General features: G+C 48.3%; 21 protein-coding genes and 1 riboswitch. Of the genes, 6 read left to right on the top strand and 15 right to left on the bottom strand.

Annotation, left to right across the window (positions count from 1 at the left end):
- Positions 1–129: 129 nt before the first annotated feature.
- The 3 genes from glcT to L985_RS12890 all read right to left on the bottom strand — a co-directional run bounded on the left by glcT (position 130) and on the right by L985_RS12890 (position 2,699).
- On the bottom strand, positions 130–987 hold the full coding sequence (gene glcT / locus L985_RS12880) for a glucose PTS transporter transcription antiterminator GlcT (protein WP_047393447.1): 858 nt from the start codon (positions 985–987) through the stop codon (positions 130–132).
- A gap of 101 nt (positions 988–1,088) precedes the next feature.
- Entirely contained in the window at positions 1,089–1,406 is a 318-nt protein-coding gene (locus L985_RS12885; protein ID WP_023469133.1) for a YuiB family protein, read from the bottom strand.
- An 81-nt stretch (positions 1,407–1,487) separates the two neighbouring features.
- Positions 1,488–2,699, bottom strand: a complete 1,212-nt coding sequence (locus tag L985_RS12890) for an NAD(P)/FAD-dependent oxidoreductase (protein WP_029342410.1) — start codon at positions 2,697–2,699, stop codon at positions 1,488–1,490.
- A gap of 243 nt (positions 2,700–2,942) precedes the next feature.
- Here L985_RS12890 and L985_RS12895 point away from each other — a divergent pair, with 243 nt between their 5' ends.
- Positions 2,943–3,941 (top strand): NAD(P)/FAD-dependent oxidoreductase, encoded by a 999-nt coding sequence (locus L985_RS12895; RefSeq protein ID WP_023469135.1) that lies wholly within the window; start codon positions 2,943–2,945, stop codon positions 3,939–3,941.
- 110 nt (positions 3,942–4,051) lie between these two features.
- On the opposite strand, the gene L985_RS12900 is transcribed toward L985_RS12895, so the two are convergent.
- The 4 genes from L985_RS12900 to L985_RS12915 all read right to left on the bottom strand — a co-directional run bounded on the left by L985_RS12900 (position 4,052) and on the right by L985_RS12915 (position 6,373).
- Complete coding sequence (locus tag L985_RS12900) at positions 4,052–4,543, bottom strand: GNAT family N-acetyltransferase (RefSeq protein ID WP_047393445.1); 492 nt, start codon at positions 4,541–4,543, stop codon at positions 4,052–4,054.
- Positions 4,540–5,043, bottom strand: coding sequence for a GNAT family N-acetyltransferase (locus L985_RS12905; protein ID WP_047393442.1), 504 nt, complete (start codon positions 5,041–5,043; stop codon positions 4,540–4,542). The genes L985_RS12900 and L985_RS12905 overlap by 4 nt, the downstream gene beginning before the upstream one ends.
- Positions 5,040–5,906, bottom strand: coding sequence for an NAD-dependent epimerase/dehydratase family protein (locus L985_RS12910; protein ID WP_029342413.1), 867 nt, complete (start codon positions 5,904–5,906; stop codon positions 5,040–5,042). Before L985_RS12910 ends, L985_RS12905 begins: the two co-directional genes overlap by 4 nt.
- A gap of 116 nt (positions 5,907–6,022) precedes the next feature.
- On the bottom strand, positions 6,023–6,373 hold the full coding sequence (locus L985_RS12915; protein WP_029342414.1) for a HesB/IscA family protein: 351 nt from the start codon (positions 6,371–6,373) through the stop codon (positions 6,023–6,025).
- 111 nt (positions 6,374–6,484) lie between these two features.
- A riboswitch (FMN riboswitch) is annotated at positions 6,485–6,627 on the top strand.
- Positions 6,628–6,782: 155 nt separating this feature from the next.
- Between L985_RS12915 and L985_RS12920 the strand changes: the two genes are divergently transcribed.
- Complete coding sequence (locus L985_RS12920; protein ID WP_029342415.1) at positions 6,783–7,349, top strand: ECF transporter S component; 567 nt, start codon at positions 6,783–6,785, stop codon at positions 7,347–7,349.
- 76 nt (positions 7,350–7,425) lie between these two features.
- On the opposite strand, the gene L985_RS12925 is transcribed toward L985_RS12920, so the two are convergent.
- Positions 7,426–7,659: a YuzB family protein gene (locus L985_RS12925; RefSeq protein ID WP_023469141.1), complete on the bottom strand. Its 234-nt coding sequence runs from the start codon at positions 7,657–7,659 to the stop codon at positions 7,426–7,428.
- A 92-nt stretch (positions 7,660–7,751) separates the two neighbouring features.
- On the opposite strand from L985_RS12925, the gene L985_RS12930 reads away from it, so the two are divergent.
- On the top strand, positions 7,752–8,804 hold the full coding sequence (locus L985_RS12930; RefSeq protein WP_023469142.1) for an NAD(P)/FAD-dependent oxidoreductase: 1,053 nt from the start codon (positions 7,752–7,754) through the stop codon (positions 8,802–8,804).
- 41 nt (positions 8,805–8,845) lie between these two features.
- On the opposite strand, the gene L985_RS12935 is transcribed toward L985_RS12930, so the two are convergent.
- Complete coding sequence (locus L985_RS12935) at positions 8,846–9,142, bottom strand: DUF1462 family protein (RefSeq protein ID WP_047393437.1); 297 nt, start codon at positions 9,140–9,142, stop codon at positions 8,846–8,848.
- A 109-nt stretch (positions 9,143–9,251) separates the two neighbouring features.
- Between L985_RS12935 and L985_RS12940 the strand changes: the two genes are divergently transcribed.
- Entirely contained in the window at positions 9,252–9,479 is a 228-nt protein-coding gene (locus L985_RS12940; RefSeq protein ID WP_012371190.1) for a NifU family protein, read from the top strand.
- Positions 9,480–9,521: 42 nt separating this feature from the next.
- Here L985_RS12940 and L985_RS12945 read toward each other — a convergent pair whose 3' ends face one another.
- Positions 9,522–10,286: a TIGR01457 family HAD-type hydrolase gene (locus L985_RS12945; protein ID WP_023469144.1), complete on the bottom strand. Its 765-nt coding sequence runs from the start codon at positions 10,284–10,286 to the stop codon at positions 9,522–9,524.
- A gap of 6 nt (positions 10,287–10,292) precedes the next feature.
- Entirely contained in the window at positions 10,293–10,736 is a 444-nt protein-coding gene (locus L985_RS12950) for a DUF86 domain-containing protein (RefSeq protein ID WP_023469145.1), read from the bottom strand.
- 151 nt (positions 10,737–10,887) lie between these two features.
- On the opposite strand from L985_RS12950, the gene glpX reads away from it, so the two are divergent.
- Positions 10,888–11,868: a class II fructose-bisphosphatase gene (glpX, locus tag L985_RS12955; RefSeq protein ID WP_029342420.1), complete on the top strand. Its 981-nt coding sequence runs from the start codon at positions 10,888–10,890 to the stop codon at positions 11,866–11,868.
- A gap of 35 nt (positions 11,869–11,903) precedes the next feature.
- Entirely contained in the window at positions 11,904–12,179 is a 276-nt protein-coding gene (locus L985_RS12960) for a DUF3055 domain-containing protein (protein ID WP_034786088.1), read from the top strand.
- A 35-nt stretch (positions 12,180–12,214) separates the two neighbouring features.
- Here L985_RS12960 and L985_RS12965 read toward each other — a convergent pair whose 3' ends face one another.
- The 4 genes from L985_RS12965 to L985_RS12980 form a co-directional block, all read right to left on the bottom strand.
- Positions 12,215–12,661, bottom strand: a complete 447-nt coding sequence (locus tag L985_RS12965) for a general stress protein (protein ID WP_029342422.1) — start codon at positions 12,659–12,661, stop codon at positions 12,215–12,217.
- A gap of 86 nt (positions 12,662–12,747) precedes the next feature.
- Positions 12,748–13,125 (bottom strand): YutD family protein, encoded by a 378-nt coding sequence (locus L985_RS12970; RefSeq protein ID WP_029342423.1) that lies wholly within the window; start codon positions 13,123–13,125, stop codon positions 12,748–12,750.
- Positions 13,126–13,219: 94 nt separating this feature from the next.
- Positions 13,220–14,119 carry a lipoyl synthase gene (gene lipA, locus L985_RS12975; RefSeq protein ID WP_023469150.1) on the bottom strand — a complete coding sequence of 300 codons (900 nt, stop codon included), beginning with the start codon at positions 14,117–14,119 and terminating at the stop codon, positions 13,220–13,222.
- A 62-nt stretch (positions 14,120–14,181) separates the two neighbouring features.
- Positions 14,182–15,483, bottom strand: coding sequence for a bifunctional metallophosphatase/5'-nucleotidase (locus tag L985_RS12980; protein ID WP_047393429.1), 1,302 nt, complete (start codon positions 15,481–15,483; stop codon positions 14,182–14,184).
- Positions 15,484–15,496: the final 13 nt, after the last annotated feature.

Genomic DNA, 15,496 nt, shown 5'->3' on the forward strand with positions numbered 1-15,496 from the left:
TTTACAGAAAAAAATCAGGCACGAGCGGATTGTAGACAATAGACTTATCCCGTTGAATAACGGAAATAAAGCTTCTTGCCCGACATCCCACTCATGCCTGATCGTATCAGTAACACGTAGTCCGTGCGGTCATTTACCTGAATCGTACTGCACTAAGCGTTGCAGATGCATCGTAAGATACGTCGCCTCACCGCGCGGTACCGCTTTCTTCAACTGACGTTCCATGATGGACATCAGCTCCCAAGCAGTATCATAGCATAGCGGATATTCTTCACGCAATAGCTTTTCTACTTTTTCTGGAGCCTCTAGATACTCCCCATTGGAAACCCTTTCAATCGCTGAACGAAGATGCCGAATCAGACGCTTGTAATCAAGCGATTTTCGGTCGATTTTAATCTCCAGTCGCTGTTCGATATGACTAGCGATTAAACCGACGAGCTGATGATGGCGGTTGACTTCGAGTACGTCTTTGAAGTTCGTCGCTGAATGAATATGAAGTGCGATGAATCCTGTCTCCGCTGTAGGCAAGTAAAAATTCATCTCAGCACTGATGAACTCGACGATTTCTTCTGCAAGGGCGTACTCTTCCGGATACAGGGCTTCCGTTTCGGCAAGAAACGGATTCGTGACTTCCATTCCTTGTTCTAGTCGCTTGAACGTAAACGTCAAATGATCCGTCAATCCGATATGGATATGTTCGTCGACCTTTTTTCCGAAGCGTGTCTCGATCATCGAGACGATCTCATTCATCAGCGCGATGAAATTTTCATCGAGGTGACCGACGAGTGCCTTATATTGATCCTGTTCTTCTTTATCCTTCAACGTGTAGACTTTTTCCAACTTGTCGAGATCTGTCAGTTGATCGCCTGGCTTCCGACCGAAGCCAATCCCTTTTGCGAGGATAATGACTTCCTGATTCGCACCAGTCGAACAAATGACGACATTATTATTCAATACCTTGATAACGTGGTACATTTGTTTATCCATTCGCTCTCAACCCAATCTGCTCTTACACATTTATTTAAAGACATTGTTTTTATTATAACGGTTTTTCAGACACGAAAAAAGCCTACTTACTCAAGTAGACTTTAAAACATTTGGTAACCGCTCTTACGCAAGAAGCGAATCGATAGACCGGCGATGATGATTCCGGCAAGACCAGCCGCGAACATCGTGATATCCGCTGTCTGTAGACCAGCAATCCGGTCCCCAAGATTCGGAATCGCTTCACGAGCATTCGTGAAGTATTCGAGCGTCGATTGGTTGTCAATCATCATGATGATGATGACCGGATAGAGTACGAGCATCACCCATGTACTCCGCAACAACATGTTTAAGATGAATCCGATACTGAAGAACATGACGAGATAAAGCACACTCCCGATCACGGCTTGAATGATATGCATACTGTTCCCCCTTTGAATCTCTTCTAGTATAACCGACAAAAAAGGCAAATGCACGAGTGTACATTTGCCTAAAACGTGAACTTAGAACTTCCCTTTTTTGATCGCAAGACCAAGTTTTTTCAGTTCGAAGAAGTGTTTGTTGTCGATGACTTTTTTCATGAACGATGCGTTACGGCCGTAGATCTTCTTACCGAAGACCATGCCGATACCGTCTTTATGACCAAGTGAAGCGACCGTTCCTTTGTTCTCGTACGTGAACGTCGATGTTTGACGACCAGCGATGAGTGCTGCGATGTTCTCAGCGACTTTGTGTGCTTGTTGTGTCGCGATTTGTGCAGTTGGTGGGTACGGACGGTTCGAACTTGGATCCATGACTGCTGAACAGTCACCGATCATGAAGACGTTGTCGTGTCCTGGAACACGGAGATCTTCTTCGACGACGACACGGTTACGCATTGCTTCGAAACCAGATGCTGCAACGACAGGGTTACCGCTGACGCCACCTGTCCAGATGATCGTGTTCGCTTCGATTGTTTCAGTTGTGTCGCCTTGAAGCGGACCGAATGTGACACTTCCTGGTCCACATTCCTTGATGCCGTTACCGAGTTTGAACTCGATGCCTTGACGCTCGAGCCATTTGTGTGCGTAGTTGACGAGATCTGCATCGAATCCTGGAAGGACTGTTGGTGCTGCCTCGATGTTGACGACACGAACGAGTTCGCGTGGGATATCATATTGTTTGCACAGTTCTGGAATACGGTTGACGAGTTCACCCATGAACTCGATTCCTGTGAATCCAGCACCACCAACAACGATCGTCAAGAGTGAACGATCTTGTGATCCTGTTGTTTTGTACTGTGCGAATGAGTAATCGATATGTTCCTTGATTTTACGGACGCTGTTCAACGAGCTGATTGTCAGCGCGTGTTCCTTCAATCCTTTGATACCGAATGTTTCAGGAACGCCACCGAGAGCAACGACAACGTAATCGTAAGGAACTGTTCCGCCATCTTGTAAGAGAACCGTTTTAGCAGCCGTATCGACTTTCTCAACGATACCTTTAACGAGTTTGACGCGTGACGGGTTGATGACATCATTGATGTAGATGCGCGCTTGCTCCGCAGACATCGTACCTGCAGCTGGTTCGTGCAACCAAGTTGTTTGGTAATGATAGTCGTGTTTGTTGATCAGCGTGATGTTCGCTTGATCGACGCCGAGTTTCTTTTGAAGGTTGACTGCTGTGATCAATCCACCGTAGCCCGCTCCAAGAATAACAATGTTAGGTGTGTTCATGTTCTGATACTCCTTACGAATCGTAGTTTTGTTGTGATTTTCTTCACATTCAATTACAGACGAATGCTCAAAAATTTTGTTCAAATAATGTTCACATGTCTATAAGCCTATTGAAACACTTTTTAGGAATGATTGCAAAAGAAAAATGTCATTTCCCTTAAAAAAATGTGAGATGTCCCGCACTTGCACCCTCACCCCCTACTTCCTATATAATAGACCTATCCAACGCTAGGAGGGAATCAGATGCACCAACCATATGATGTCACGATCATCGGCGGCGGTCCGGTCGGACTGTTCACCGCGTTTTATTCAGGGATGCGCCAGATGAAGACGAAGGTCATCGAGAGTCTACCTCAATTAGGTGGTCAACTCGCTACGCTTTATCCTGAAAAATATATATACGATATCGCCGGTTTTCCGAAAGTAAAAGCGCAGGAACTGGTCGATCGATTGCTTGAACAAGCAAATGAATTCGATCCGACGTACGTACTCGGTGAGACCGTCATTGCTTACGAACGCATGGATGACGGAATCATCCGCCTCGTCACGAACAAAGGCGAGCATTATACGAAGACCGTCATCTTGACGGCAGGAAACGGCTCGTTCGCTGCACGTCCACTCGGCGTCGCGGACGCAGAACGCTTCGAAGAGACGAACTTACACTATTTCGTCAACGACATGGAGCGTTTTAAGGATCGCCAAGTCGTCTTGCTTGGTGGCGGCGATTCAGCAGTCGACTGGTCATTGATGCTTGAACCGATCGCAAAATCCGTCACGCTCGTCCACCGTCGCGATAAGTTCCGTGCCCATGAACATTCGGTCGAACTGTTACACGATTCGTCCGTCAACGTCATGACACCATATACACTTGAATCGGTCACAGGTGAGACACACATCGAGACGCTGACGTTCAAACATGCTGAAAGCGGCGAAGTCGTTGTCGTTGCTGCTGACGATGTCGTCTGTAACTTCGGTTTCGTCTCGTCACTCGGACCGCTTAAAGAATGGGAAGTTGAATTCGAACGCAATTCGATTCGCGTCAACTCGAAGATGGAGACAGCGATTCCAGGTGTCTTCGCTTGTGGTGATATTGCGACTTACGAAGGACGCGTTAAACTGATCGCAACAGGATTCGGTGAAGCACCGATCGCCGTTAACCAAGCGAAGCTTCTCGTTGATCCATCTGCTCGTCACCCGCAACACTCGACGAGTCTGTTTGAAAAAGTAACGAATCATTCTTGAGATATATGTGAATGACTGCAAATGATGAGGGGTCGGATTCCGGATGACATACCGGAGCCCGACCTCTCATTTTCATGGAATCACACTTAAGATGTTGAAAACGTCCGATTTCATACGGATGATCTTTTAACAGGTATCCGATAAATCCGTTGTACGAGTTCGACTCCACCACGCTCAATCGTCGATTCTTCGAAGACCTGACCACCAAATCGTTCGTAAAACCGACACGCAGGATTATCTCGCAAGACAGAAACCTGCATCGTCTCATACTCCGCTAAATCATCAGCAATCTGGTGAAACAACGCTTTCCCGAATCCCTGCCCTTGAGACGCTTGTAAGACATAAATCGCATAGAGCTCCCCTTCACGCGCATCACTTCGATTCGGTCCGCCTTGCGCAAATCCGACGATTTCGTCTTCTGATTCCACAACATACACGCGCTCATCGACTAACGTCTGCTCCCATTGTTTCGTCCGTTTCGCATGCGACAACTGTGCTAAATACGGAGCCGGGATGATCCCTTGATACGTCTCGCGCCAGGCATCGATATGAACGCGCGCGATGGCTGACGCATCTTCAAGACGCGCTTTACGAATATTCATAACGCAATGATGAAGCGACGTGTTTCGCGTCCATTACGAACAGTCGGCTCGATTTCTCGTCCGCCGTTCGCTAAGATGACACGACGTGATGCTAGATTATCAACGCCACACGTCAGTAGCACTTGATCCAGTCCACGTTGTCGTGCTTCTTCAAGCGTCAATCGAAGACCAGTCGTCGCATACCCTTTCTGACGCTCAGATGGTCGGATCCCGTATCCGATATGTCCGCCGTATAACTTCAAGTTCTCCGTCAAATCATGCCGGAAGTTCAGCGCACCGACGATTCGTTGCCCGTCGACCATCCAGTACGTCGAATGGGTGACAAGACCCGGTCTGACCGTCGTCTCCATCTCCTTGAGTTCCGCAAAATAAGCGCCGAGCGGTTCATATGTGTCTCCGACTGCTTCCGGCACAATCGTTTCGCCCGACTCTCGCCAGTCTTCTAAAAAGGCGCGGTACTCTGTCTCCCACGCAAGAGTTGGTTTCATTAACTGCATCATTGATGATTGCGCACCTCCTCTTCAATCAAACGATCGAGCCAGTCATCGACATGTTGGAACAGATAGCCCGCTTGTTTCGCAGCTGTTGTATCCATATAGAAATCGCGTTCTGGCGCAAGCGGTGATTCATCCTCTCCTTTTGCGACGAGTTGACTTGTCGTTCCCGCAACGCGGTCGATTTTATCCAATAGGTCTTGAATCGATAAGACACCGTCACTTGCAGCATTGATCGGTCCCGTCAGTTCCGAGCGACCACACCACTCAAGAAAGGCAGCGGCTTCGTAACTTGAGATATAACCCATCTTTGCGTATGTGTTTTCAGCAACGATCGGACGGCTGCCAAGCGCCCGCTTGATATGAAAGACAAGTCGCTCCGTATAGTCATCGGGTCCGAGAACAACCGGGAAACGGACGGCAACGACTGGGAATGTCGCCCGTTGGAAGAAATAACTCTCCGCTTGGCGTTTCCCTTCGCCATATCCATGTTCCTTCTCAAGGTCATATTTCCCGGGAAACGGATTGTAGGCACGCTCGGTGATATTCGCACCACCGTCTTCATAGACAGACATCGTCGAAGTCAACACGTAGCGTCCGACTTTTCCTTCAAACGCGTCGACCGCGAGCTTTGCTTGATACGGCGTGAAACAGATATTGTCATAAATGACATCCCAGTGCTGTTGGCTCAAGTCCTTCATCGTACTACTCGACGTCCGATCCCCTTTAAAGAATGTCAAGCCCTTTGCGACCGGTGGAGTATGCTCACCGCGTGTGACGATCGTCACATCATCCCCCGAATCGGCTAACCGAATCGCTAAGCGTCGTCCGAAATAGCGTGTTCCCCCGAAGATCAATACTTTTCTCATCTTGAAGCCCTCCCTTTTCGTAGTAGCATTCACTCTCTTAATATTTCGAGTCAATGGAACAGGTCTCCTGTAGAAGGCAATAAAAAAATCGTGGACATCGTCCACGATTGGATTCATTAACAGCCACCCGGTGTCCCGGCATTCGTTGCCGTCCGGAACGATGTCCCGCAACCGCATGTTGCGATAGCATTCGGATTCGTGATCGTAAATCCGCCGCCGAGCATCGACTGCTTATAATCGATTTCCAGTCCTTTGACGACCGGATAATCTTTTTCGTCCACGATGACGGTCACGCCGTGCTGTTCGAAAACGAGATCCGTTTCTTTCTGTTGATCGAATCCCATTCCGTACGACAGACCACTACATCCACCACCTTGGACGAGCATCCGAAGATTCCGTTCATCTGCTGGTGCCTGCGCCATCATGTCCTGGACTTGTAACGCTGCTGCCTCCGTTAAATGGATCATGTCATCACCTTCCTTTTCTTTAGTATACGCAACTTTTGGGCGAATCGAAACCTAGTTGCTTGAAACTATCTTGAATTCGTTGTATAAATGGTATGTACAATAAAATAATCGTTCCATCTTCAGGGCAGGGTGAAATTCCCGACCGGCGGTAAACAACTCTTCTTGAGTTGAAGCCCGCGAGCGAATAGGGCGCTATTTGCTGATTCTGTGTAATTCAGGAGCCGACAGTATAGTCTGGATGGGAGAAGATGGCGGCATGAGTTTGAATTTGATCGATTTTTGCAACAATCGATTAGGTTTATTTAATGCGGACTTCTCCCCTGTTGATCTCATCAATAGGGGTTTCTTTATGGTCGCAGTCATGCCAATACTTCATCGAGAGGAACGAGCAAAAGGAGACAATACTCGTATGAAACGCACACAAAAAATGGTCACTCTGTCAATGTTAGGTTCAATCTCGTTTGTTCTTATGCTAATCAATTTTCCACTACCGTTCTTACCGAACTATCTGAAGATCGACTTCAGTGATGTTCCTGCTCTCGTCGCAGCGATCATGTTCTCACCGGTTGCAGGCGTCATCGTCGAAGCATTGAAGAACGTGTTGTACTATATCTTCCGCGGAAGTGGTGTTCCGGTCGGAGAATTCGCGAACTTTGCTGCAGGCGTCGCATTCGTACTTCCTGTCAGCTGGTTCTACCACAAAAAGAAATCAACACAAGGTCTCGCAACTGGCCTCGTCGCTGGTACGATCACGATGGCACTTGGTCTTGCGATCCTCAACTATATCTTGATCCTGCCAGCGTATGCATGGTTCCTCGGTATGGACTACATGGCGGATCCAGCTGTCAAATGGACAGCGATCACAGCCGGTATCTTACCGTTTAACGTTATCAAGGCGTTGTTCATCTCGGCACTCTTCATTCCACTGTTCTTGAAACTAAGACCATGGATGATGCGCCGTCAACAATCTGCCTGATCCGAAAAGCTGCGCCCGCTGACGGACACGAATCCCCTCGTTCAGATGAACGAGGGGATTTTTTGGCTGTCTTTGTTTACAGCTCGTTCTCTTCGATTTTCAGGTAAATCTTCTCGAGCAACTCTTCCGGTGTTTCGCCTACGACGGTCTCACCATCGACGAGACAAAAATGATCGAGCGAACAAATGCCACAATAGCCTAGGCAACCGTATTCGACGACATCGACATTCGGGTCACGTTCGAGTTGCTCCATGACGACCTGTGTACCAGCTGCTAAGTTACTGATACAAAATTCAATAATCGGATTCACTTTTTTTCCTCCTTCAAGCAGGAAACGACCTGCCTCATGTCGTATTATACAAGGTCAGACTGATTTAGGGGAACTAAGGGGGATTTTACGTTATGAAGCAATTGGTCGTACTCGGCGGAGGATATGGTGGAATGCGGATTTGTGAGCGGTTCAAGGACGAGGAAGTTGCCGTCACGCTCGTCGACCGTCTACCATACCACGCACTCAAAACGGAATATTACGCACTCGCAGCAGGTACATTATCAGATCGGGATGTCCGGATTGAATTTCCGGAGGGGAAACATCTTACTTATAAATATGGACATGTCATCAAAATCTCACCGGAGACGAATACGGTCCACCTGCAGGACGGATCAGAATTATTTTATGATGACTTGATCATCGCTCTCGGTTGTGAGGATAAATACCACAACATTCCGGGTGCTCAAGAGTTTACATACAGCATCCAGACACTTGAAGAATCAAGGAAGACACAGCAAGCAATTTGCGGTCTGTCACCGGGATCCGTCGTCTCGATCGTCGGTGCTGGTCTATCTGGTGTTGAACTTGCCAGTGAACTGCATGAGAGCCGGAAAGATTTAACGATCCGTCTGTTCGACCGCGGACCATCCGTCTTGTCGTTCTTATCGGACAAAGTCTCATCTTACGTTCAAGAATGGTTCGAGGAGCATGACGTAGAGGTCATCAATAATTCGAACGTCACGCTCGTCACGGCGGACGACGTGCGAAATGGCGACGATACGTATCCATCCGACTTAACGATTTGGACGGCAGGTACGCAGCCGGTCAAGGTCGTTCGTGATCTCGGCTTTGCTGCAGACAGTGGCGGTCGGATCAAATTGACGGCACATCATCACGTACCGGAATACGATAATGTCTTTGTCATCGGCGATTGTGCCAGCTTGCCGTATGCACCAAGTGGTCAACTTGCAGAACATCAAGCAGAACAAGTCGTTGACGTCTTGCAAGCGAAATGGCAAGGGAAGAAATTGCCGAAGCTGCCAGAAATCAAACTGCGTGGGATGCTCGGCTCGCTCGGAAAATCAGATGGTTTTGGGATCGTCATGGGCAAACAAGCACTGACGGGGAAAGTCCCACGTCTCTTGAAGTCCGGTGTCTTATGGAAACACAAAAAGATTAAATGAGCAAAAGAGGTGTCCCGAGCTTCGGGATACCTCTTCTTCGTTCACCCCGTCTGACTTAACTTCGCATCGATCGCCGCCGTGATCGTCTTCAGCTTGACGTACCCCTCGTCAATCATCTCATCATCAAGCACGATCAATGGATAAAAATAGACATCCTCTTTTAAGGCTTCCGTCCATTGATCCGCTGTCGCTGTCTCGAAATCGACATAGCGTAGCGTCATCGCTTGCTCATATTTCCGTCCGAGGACGGCTTGGAGCCAACTGAACGTCTCTTCCGAGCTGGGTGCCCCGACACAACTCGGACAAGTGACCGCTGTTCCGTAGACCGTGATTTCCATCTTGAAGTCCCCCTTTTCAATTCTCTCCTCTTTAGTATACAAGTTTTCCAGATTGAGAACATTTTTCAACCCTGTTACAATGAAATTATACGAAAGGATGTGTTTACGCATGGAAATGTTTGATCAAGTGAATGAAGTTCTTGAAAAATTGCGTCCGTTCCTTCTTCGTGATGGAGGAGACGTTGAACTCGTAGATGTAGAAGACGGAATCGTAAAACTCCGTTTGATGGGAGCTTGTGGTAGCTGCCCAAGTTCAACAATCACATTGAAGGCCGGTATCGAACGTGCCCTTCTTGAAGAAGTCGCTGGCGTCGTTGAAGTCGAACAAGTCTTCTAATACATGAAATCCCGAACGAATTCTCGTTCGGGATTTTTTGATTCATAGAATCCATTCGGCTAACGTATCGACCATATATGTCGGTTGACGATCCTGACCTTGAATGAAGACGGGTGTATGGACGCCAGAATTGACGTGCATCGTCCGGATGCCTCCATTGATTCCGAACAGAATATCCGTATGGTAGTTATCCCCGACCATGATGACGTCTTCTTTCGATAGACCAATCATCTCCGTTGCGATATCGACCATGACCGGTTCCGGTTTACCGATGAAGAACGGTTCCTTCTCCGTCGTCACGCGTAGGACGGACGTCAAGGCACCGTTTCCTGGTAAGAAACCGCGTTCTGTCGGAATGGCGATGTCACCATTCGTCGAGATGAAACGAGCACCGGCACGAATCGCAAGGGCACCGACAGCGAGTTTTTCATACGTGATCTGACGGTCGAGACCGATGACGACGTAGTCTGCCGCTTCGGTTGCGACGACGTCTAACCCTTCCCGTTCAAGCGCATCAATCAGTCCTGTTTCTCCGATGGCATAGACGCGCGCTTTCGGTGACAGATCAGCGATATAACGACCAGTCGCCATCGCACTCGTTAAGACGTGCTTCGCATCAGAATGAACACCCATCCCGCGTAATTTCTCTGCCACGGCTTCTGCCGTCATCGACGCATTATTCGTCACGAACAAATACGGAATGCCTTCTGCTTGCAGACGATTGACGAAATCGACCGCTTCTTTTACCGGTTCCGTTCCGTTGTACATCGTTCCATCTAAATCAAATAAATAGCCTTTTGCCTTCATCCTGACTCACTCCTCGTTTGGTAAAAATGCAGACACCGGTCCGAGTTCTGTCTCGATATACCGGCGAATCGCTTCTGGGAAACGACGTAGTTCTGCTTCCTCTGTCTCTAGTACCGCCCGAATCTCCGCCATACTCGATTGTGTGAATGACCGGACGATCAACGTACGTAATGCAACAAGCTTCTTCAGACTCGTCGCGAGCGGTCCATCGATCACCTTCTCATCTTCTAAAATGAGGATGATATCTTCATAACTTCCCGGATCCCGCATGATGAATCCATCAATCATACTGTTTCCGATGTCGATGACACTCTCGATGACTAAAAAACCGATTCGCTCCATAGCCAGTGCTGTCGTCACCGGATCCCCCGTAACTTCCTTACTTTGTCGAAGTGCCGTCTCATAACAGACGACCGTCTCTTCGATTTTTTGACGATTGACGAAATACATCTTCATTCCCCCTCACATCCTCCATTTTATCGTTATCCGGCAATCCTGAAAAGCAGAAAGGTCATTTGCATCACATTCCCCAATGTGTTATCCTCAATTTAGATTTTTGCTGAAAATAGTATGTCACATTGGTGACGTGGAGGTTATATACATGGAACGGGAACTCGCACTGGAAATCGTACGCGCTACGGAAGCAGCAGCACTAGCTTCTGCTCAATGGATTGGTCGCGGCAAGAAAAATGAAGCGGATGATGCAGCAACGACTGCAATGCGCGAAGTCTTGAACACGGTCAACATGAACGGAACGGTCGTCATCGGTGAAGGCGAACTCGACGAAGCACCGATGCTTTTCATCGGCGAACGTGTCGGAACAGCAAACGGTCCAATCGTTGACATCGCTGTCGACCCACTCGAAGGTACGAACATCGTTGCCAAAGGTCTCGGTAATGCGATGGTCGTCATCGCCGTCGCCGATCAAGGTGCCCTGCTCCACGCACCCGATATGTATATGGATAAATTAACAGTTGGACCAAACTTAAAAGGGCACGTCTCGCTCGACGATCCACTTGAAGTCATTATTGAAAAAGCAGCTCAATACAACAATAAACGGATTGAGGACGTCACGGTCATCATGCAGGATCGCCCGCGTCACGATCACTTCCGCGAAGCTGCAATGCGAATGGGCGCACGGGTTCGTCTGTTTGAAGACGGTGATGTCTCAGCTGGAATCGCACCACTCTCTCCTGCGACAGGAATCGATATCTTCATCGGCACAGGCGGTGCGCCTGAAGGTGTCATCACGGCTGCTGCGGTCAAAGCGATGGGTGGCGACATGCAAGCCCGCTTACACCCGATGAACGAAGAAGAAACCGCTCGCGTCATCCGGATGGGACTTGAAGATCCGCTTCAACTCTTAACACTCGACGACCTGATCAAAAGCGACGACTGCATTTTTGCTGCAACAGGCGTCACGACAGGCGAAATGCTCGATGGCGTGAAGTTCTTGACGGATGATATCGTTGAAACGACATCCCTCGTCATGCGTTCGAAAACACGGACAATCCGAAAAGTTATCGCCGAGCATAGCTTATCTCGTAAACCGTACTTGCAAAAAGTCCCCCAAACCCTTTAATCTGAAACAGACGTTAGGGAAATGAGGGAAGCTTGATGATGGAAGAACGTGATTTTTTATATGATGATGTCGAACAAACGAAGACACGCTTCGTCAGTTGGATTGGAGAAGCAAGCCGGTTTGATCTCGCCATCACGCATTCGGAACATTTTTACGGTAAGATTCTCGTCTTGAATCTTCTATCGAATCGGTTTGCAATCATTGGTGCGGATGATTTCGATGAACCAGGCTACATCGCGACGGCGTTTGACGTCGAAGACGATGCGGCAACGGAACTCGAGATGTATCTGCGCGCTTATATCGGTCTATGAAAACAGCCTTCGTCCGCGGACGAAGGCTGTTTGTCTTATAAGAGACGATCGTTTCGTTCATTTAGTGTGTTTGGTCCGCTAAAGACATTCGTATTGTCTGACTCGTCATGGGCACGGCGTTCTGAATGCTGATCCGCTTCATCACCGACGAGCAATACGAATTGACCACTTTCGACCGCGTGATTCGCACGATCGACGTCTTCCTTCGTCAAGCCACTTCCATGAATCGCGTCTCCATGAGAAGCTGTGTCATCTTTTTTGAAGATGCTCTTGATTTCCTGCCAGAGATTACGATGATCTTCCTGCGACAAACGTGTTGACGTCTGTTGGTTGTTTAGATCCGCCAATTCCTCGATTTGTTCAAGATCGTATTTGTCGTGTGCTAAAACTTTTAAATCAGTCGAGACGACACCGGCAACACGGAGATCGTGCACGGCACTAACAACTTCTGGTACGGATGAGTAAATTCCAACGATTCGCATGGATAGTTCCCCCTATTAGGTACGTGATACTTATAGTAATAGCCGAATTCCGTCCACTAGAAACGCTTTTCTGTATGACAGTTTGATTACTCGCCTTCCGTCTTCTCTGGTGCAGGTGCGAACTTCCGTTTCAACTTCAACGTATTGGATGAAGAACCGTCGAAGCGAGGTGGTGCTTCTTCTCCTTCTACCAATCCGATCTTCTTGACGATGAAGTAGGCACATCCGAAGTTACAGTATTCGTAGAGATAATCCGCCACATGCGAAATCTTCGTATCAAATGTTGCTTTCTCGTGTTGATCCTCATAGAAGCCACGTAGCCGTAATTGACCGTGCCCCCAGTCCCCGACGATATAATCATATTTCTCAAGGACATCGCTAAAACGACCGATGAAGGCTTCCTCATTAAAACCTTCGCGTTTCTCTTCGACGACCTCATAACGTTCCCGATTGACTTGTATCATTATTCCCACCTCCTGCTGTTCTTATCATAGCATATTCCATTTCGCCTGGCAGACGAAAAACCGTCCGAGCAACTGCTCGAACGGTTTTTGATCATTAGTCGATCGGAAGTGCTGTTTTATTCTTTTTCGCTGCGTTAACTTGCTCATCCGCGTGGTACGACGAACGAACGAGTGGACCTGCCTCACAGTGCGAGAACCCTTTGCTGAGGGCAATCTGCTTCAGTTCAGCAAACTCTTGTGGTGTATAGTATTTGATGACGTCGAGGTGTTTTTTCGTTGGTTGGAGATACTGACCGATCGTCATGATATCGACGTTATTCGCACGGAGATCATCCATCGTTTCAAGAATCTCTTCCCATGTCTCACCAAGACCAAGCATCAAGCTCGACTTCGTTGGAATTTCAGGTGCGAGTTCCTTCGAACGACGAAGGAATTCAAGCGTCCGGTCGTAAGTGGCTTTCGCACGAACGGTCGGTGTTAGACGGCGGACCGTCTCGATGTTGTGGTTCATGATGTCTGGCTGTGCATCAATCAGCGTTTTTAATGCTTCGAAGTTCCCTCCCATATCTGAAGGCAAGACTTCGATTGATGTTTCTGGATTCATCCGACGGACTTCACGAACCGTCTCCGCATAAACGCCTGCTCCGAAATCATTCAGATCGTCGCGTGCGACCGCTGTGATGACCGCGTGCTTCAAGTTCATCAAACGGACGGATTCCGCGACACGTTTTGGTTCTTCGAGATCAAGTTCGTTTGGACGTCCTGTCGTCACGGCGCAAAAACGGCACGCACGTGTGCAGATACTTCCGAGAATCATGAACGTCGCCGTCCGGCGTACCGCCCAACACTCGTGGATATTCGGACACTTTGCTTCCTCACAGACAGTATGTAGCTTTTTCTCGCGCATCATACTTTTTAATTCTGTGTAGGTTTCATTCGTATTCAGCTTGATTTTCAACCATTCCGGTTTACGTTGGATTTCTCCGCGTCCCATGGTTTCGCTTCCCCCTTCATCCCCAAAAAGTCAATTAATGTCTGCTTTAGTATAACAAACAATCAGCGTTTGCGAACATGCAATTCATTATATTCCGACTTCTCCGATAAGCGTTCGAACAACAAATCCCGTAACAATTCCGGCATGAAGTATTCTTTTGGCATCTCTTTGATTGCTGGGAAGAGTGGACCGAACGTGAACATATCCGGCAATACGACCGTGTAGTTTCGCGTTGGCTCAAGCGGTTGATGTGCCGCCAAACCAGCATAATGCATCCGCCCCATCAACTTACCTCGGAAACCGAGACCACGAACCTTCAGTTGTTCGAACTGATCTGTCTTGACTTCATCGAGGAAGGTTTGGACTTCCGCACCAGTCATCGTCACCTTACAAGGATTGATCGGATGCGGACAGAGTCGATGTAAATCAAAGGCAGAGACAGGACCTGGCGGAAGTGACCCAAGCAGAATACCGGCTGGAATACATGCGATATCAGCGTCACACCAGTCGCGCATCGTCTCGACGAGCAATTGTGAGAACGGCGACTCACTGAACCAATCATTGGCTAGACCCGCTGTCTCGCCAATCGGCTCCTTCATCTGTTGTTCTGCGAGATACTGTTCCCGGTCGAGTAGTTTCGCTGTCGCTTCATCTTCGACGTAATCGTGTAAGGAGTGAAGAACCGCTTCCTTCTCACCCGTATCCGTATTCATGTAGATCTCACCTGCATATTGACCGTGTTTCCCCGCTTGCGTGATCAAGACACCGTTCTTGACGACACCGTCATCGAGGACATGATGCGTATGCGCACCAATGATTAAATCGAGCTCCGGAAAACGCATTGCCAGTTCTTCGTCTTGATAAAAACCAAGGTGACTTAAACAAATCAAGACGTCAACTTCTTGACGCAACCGCTCGATTTCACGCGCTGCGACGTCAAACGGTTCTTCGATCGTCCAACCAAGTAAACCGTAAAGTTCGATATAAGGTGCCGTCAGACCGAAGACACCGACTTTACCGGTCGGTAATTCGTGAATGACACCTTGCTTCGCAAACGGTGCTTCTAAATTCGAGACGAGAACCGGAAAGTCCGCTTCCGTGTAGAGATCTGCTAACCAGTCGTGTGGAAAGGTGATGCCTTCATTGTTCCCGATCGTCACGGCAGTTGGCATCAACGCATTCAATAGATGTGTATTGATCTTTCCTTTTGTCGCTTCCGTCGCTGGATCGACGCGGTCAGCATGATCGCCGAGATCAAAAACGAGCGAATCATACGTCCGGTGTTCCTTGACGAAGGACATGTAGCGAGGCCACATGTCGAAGTGTGAGTGCAAATCATTATAGTGAATGATGTGTAACTTCATGCAGAAGCCCCCC

This window comes from Exiguobacterium sp. ZWU0009 (assembly GCF_000798935.2).
In the GTDB taxonomy this organism is placed as follows: domain Bacteria; phylum Bacillota; class Bacilli; order Exiguobacteriales; family Exiguobacteriaceae; genus Exiguobacterium_A; species Exiguobacterium_A acetylicum.